The organism is Neisseria sp. P0021.S005, assembly GCF_051956955.1.
In genome coordinates this window covers 1-3865 of sequence record NZ_JBQCWY010000275.1, presented here as the reverse complement: position 1 = coordinate 3865, position 3865 = coordinate 1, and the positions used below count along the sequence as shown (strand labels likewise).

The 3865-nt window shown below is 53.3% G+C and carries 3 protein-coding genes and 1 pseudogene; all 4 read right to left on the bottom strand.

The window, feature by feature from the left end:
• A partial coding sequence (glnD, locus tag ACTHUE_RS12545) for a [protein-PII] uridylyltransferase (RefSeq protein WP_440423621.1) occupies positions 1-2050 on the bottom strand: 2050 nt, incomplete at its 3' end.
• A 19-nt stretch (positions 2051-2069) separates the two neighbouring features.
• Complete coding sequence (locus ACTHUE_RS12540) at positions 2070-2366, bottom strand: helix-turn-helix domain-containing protein (protein WP_003680870.1); 297 nt, start codon at positions 2364-2366, stop codon at positions 2070-2072.
• 423 nt (positions 2367-2789) lie between these two features.
• Positions 2790-3230: a TIGR01244 family sulfur transferase gene (locus tag ACTHUE_RS12535; RefSeq protein WP_070460058.1), complete on the bottom strand. Its 441-nt coding sequence runs from the start codon at positions 3228-3230 to the stop codon at positions 2790-2792.
• 78 nt (positions 3231-3308) lie between these two features.
• Positions 3309-3865 (bottom strand): annotated as a pseudogene (locus ACTHUE_RS12530) (M61 family metallopeptidase); the annotation flags it as partial.

Here is a 3865-nt window from a genome sequence, read left to right as displayed (position 1 = left end):
AGAGGCGGTCGCCATTGGGCATGAACACCATGACTTGAAGGCTGTTGCTTTGGGGAAGGATACGGCTGCGGACGGCCGGACTTTGGGTGTCGTAGGCGAGGTTTGCGGTGTGCCAGAGGATTTCCCGCGTCTGATGGCGGACGTAGTATGCGCTGCCGAGGATGCGGCGGAGTTTTTGTTGGTTTTTGAGGGGAACGGCCGCGCGCGTGAGCTGGTCGGTCGAGGCTTGTTCGCGTCGGTTGGGGAGGCGTTCGGGATCGTGGCTTTTGCTGTTTAAAACGGCGGCGGTGCTGTGGTAGAGGGTTTGAAGCAGGCTGGCGCGCCATGTGTTCCAAAGTTTGGGGTTGGTGCCGCGGATGTCGGCAATGGTAAGCAGGTAGAGTGCGTCGAGGTATTCGCGTGTGGGAATACGGCGGCAGAAGGCTTGGAGGACATGGGGATCTTGGATGTCTTCTTTTTGGGCAACGGTGGACATGAGCAGGTGGTTTTCAACCAGCCATGCGAGGAGGTGGCTTTCTTCTTCGGTGTAGTAGTGGTTGGCGGCGAATTGTTGTGCGTCTTTGATGCCTTCTTTGGCGTGATCGCCGCCACGGCCTTTGGCGATGTCGTGCAGCAGGGCGGCGGTGTAGAGGATATGCGGTCGTGGGTAGGCCTGCATGATGGCGCTGGCCTCGGGCATTTCGTGGCTGTGGGTTTCGATGGCAAGACGGCGCATATTGCGGACGACGGTCAGGATGTGGTCGTCTACGGGGTAAATATGGAATAGGTCGTGTTGGAGCAGGCCGGTGATTTTTTCCCATGCGGGGAGATAGCGGCCAAGTACGCCGTAGAGGTTGAGAAAACGGAGGGTTTGGGTAAGGCCGGTGCCGTGTTTGAAGAATTGGATGAAGCGGCGGCGGTTTTCTGGATTTTGGGTGAAACGGGTATTGATTTTTCGTGTGGCCGCCCACCATGCGCGCAGGGTTTGCGGCTCGATGGTGGTGATGTTTTGCTCCTGCATGGTTTGGATGATGGTGAAGATGTGTTCGGGATTTCGCTCGAACAGGGCAAGGTCGTTGGCGGCGATTTGGTGGCCGATGCGTTTGTAGTGGCTGTCGATGGGGTGGATATGTTGGGGACGGCTGGAAGTTTGATGGTTTTTGAGAACCGGAATAAGGATGCCGTTGAGTTGTTTGATGGCTTTGGTGGCGCGGTAGAAGGTGTGCATCAGGGCTTCGCTTCTGCCGCGGATGTCGGGTTGGGTATAGCCTAAGCTTTCGGCAACTTGGGACTGGTAGTCGAAAAGCAGCCTGTCTTCGGGGCGGTCGGCGGTAAGGTGGAGGTGAATGCGGATATTGGCGAGGCGGCGGTAGCCATGGGCCAGCATGCCGGCTTCGGTGCGTGTGAGGACGCCGGCGGTAACGAGGGCGGTGGGGTTGCTGTCTATACCTTGTGCTTTGGCTGTCCAGATAAGGGTGTGGATGTCGCGCAGGCCGCCGGGGCAGGTTTTGATATTGGGTTCGAGTTGTGCACCTGTGCCTTGGGATTTGGTATGGCGTTGCTCCATTTCGAGGAGTTTGGCTTCGATGAAGGCGGCTGTGTCGCGGCGTGTATTGAGTTTGTTTAGAAGTTGGGCGGTAAGGTTGGGATTGCCTTGGAGATGGCGTGCTTCAAGAAAGGCGGTTTCGCCAGTAATGTCGTTTTGGGTGCTTTGGAGGATTTCTTCTATGCTGCCGCTTTTGATGGCCGGATTGAGGCGTGCGTCCCAAAGGGTTTGGATAAATTGGGCGGTTTGCTGTTGCAGGCCGTCTGAAAATGGGGCCGAGGAAATAATCGCTAAGTCCCAGTCGGAATGAGGATAGAGTTCGCAACGCCCAAAGCCGCCGATGGCAATCAGACTGATGTCGTCGCTGTCGGGAAAGTGGATTTGCCAGAGGGTTTGCAGTAGGGTTTCGGCAGCGGCGATATGGTCGCGGAAGTAAACGGTAGGACGGTTGTTTTGGCGGTAGGCGGTTTCTGCTGCGGCTTTTTGCTGCCGGTAGGTTTGAATGGCGTGTTGGGCGGCGGTCATGATGTTGTTTGGTTGTGAATTAGGCTTGGGTGTCGGCAGGCTCGGTCATTTGGCGGAGCATTTCTTGCGGTGGAAGGAGAAGTTTGTAAGGGGCGATTTTGAGTGCGGATGCGATTTTTTCGATGTTGGAAAGGGCGATGTTCCAGCGTTTGCGCTCGACGGCGGAGACGTAGGTACGGTCGAGTCCGCATTGGCGTGCGAGTTCTTCTTGCGACCAGCCGTGGTTAACGCGGTAGAGGCGCATGTTGTAGGCGATAACGGCGCGGAGGTCTTGCGGATCGGGCAGGCTGGGAGGGGGAGTGAGTTTGTTGACCATGATGTTTTGGGTTTGTGGTTTGAACGATAAGGGGATTTTATACTATTTTTGCTAGGGGAAAGGAAAGGCCGTCTGAAAGTTTCAGACGGCCTTCAAGAGGGTAGATATAAAAAAAGGGGGGTGGCACTCAGCCACACCCAAACACACACACATCAAGAGGAAAGAAAAATCATTTAATAAGAGAGCTGGCTCTTATCGAGGAAACTGGAAGATTAGGGCATGGCCCTGAATCATTGAAAGGCATTATAAATGAAAATAGGATTGGGGTATTGACACAGGTCAATTCTGTTTTAATTTAGAAAATATATCTCTAAGATAGTGGAAATAAATTATAAATAAGCTAAGGCCATCAGGCCGTCTGAATAATCGGTTTCAGACGACCTGATGGTTTTAAGGGCTACTATTTACGATATAAATTAGGTATTAAGCCAAACCTTTATCTTTGGCTTCTTGCAGGCGGGCTTCAAAGTTGCTGAGATTGACTCCTGCCTGTTCGGCTGCGGCAACCACTTCGGCTACGGATGCGCCGTGTTGCACTTGATGATAACCCCAAAGCAGGGAGCAGCGAGTGCCGGTGCGGCAGAAGGCAAGAATGGGAGCCGGAGATTGTTGCAACAGATTTTGGAAGGCTGCAACATCGGCTACGGTGATTTGAGGCGCAACGACGGGCTGGTGGGAAAATTGGTTGATGCCAGCCTCTTTAAACCAGTTTTGTACTTCGGCAAAAGCCGGTTGGTTTTCTTCTTCGCCGTCCGGGCGATTGCAGATGATGGTTTTGATGTCGAGACGTACGGCTTCTTGGACGTCGGCTTCGGTCAGCTGAGGGGCGATATAGAGGGTGTCGGTCAGTTTACGGATAGGCATAGTTTTTCCTTTCTTTATATTAAATGGATATGTTGATTTCAGACGGCCTAGGAAGTGGCAGGCCGTTTGAAGTTTTATTTAATGATTGTACAACCAGTTTTCGAGTTTTTGGCGATCGGTAATGTGCAGCAGGGCAGTATTGGCTTCTGCTGCTTGAACTGTGATGCTGGTTTCACGCAATAGGCCTTGGCGGAAGAAATGGATGGTGGTGCGCGTGCCGATAGGCAGTTTGCCCCACTGCGCTGCAAGGTCGTTGCAGGCATAGCCGCCTAAGGCGATGATTTTATCTTGCGGGCAGAGTCCGGCATTTTCTGCGCTACCGCCATTAAATACATGAGTCAGGACGGCATGATCGCTGTTTTGTTTGAAACGTGCGCCCAAATCGTTGGCGGGGGCAACCGATTGGGGTTCGGTGGCAAATGCTCCGCCGTGCTGGCGTGGTAGGGGAATAAAGTCGAGTTTGACACCTACGCTTTGCAGGCATTCTGCGAGCGGAAGATCATCGGTACTGTATAAGGCCGTCTGAAAGAAGGTTTCTAAATCTAAACCGGTCATTTCTTGGCAACGGGATTGCCAGTGTTTTTCGGGTATGCCTTGATGGGTGTTGCACCAATCGAGATAGTGTTGCTGCATCA

What these genes read in the sequence shown, in the direction of transcription:
- ACTHUE_RS12540 (WP_003680870.1), bottom strand. Translation starts at nt 2,366, where the DNA reads ATGGTCAACAAACTCACTCCCCCTCCCAGCCTGCCCGATCCGCAAGAC.
- ACTHUE_RS12535 (WP_070460058.1), bottom strand. Translation starts at nt 3,230, where the DNA reads ATGCCTATCCGTAAACTGACCGACACCCTCTATATCGCCCCTCAGCTG.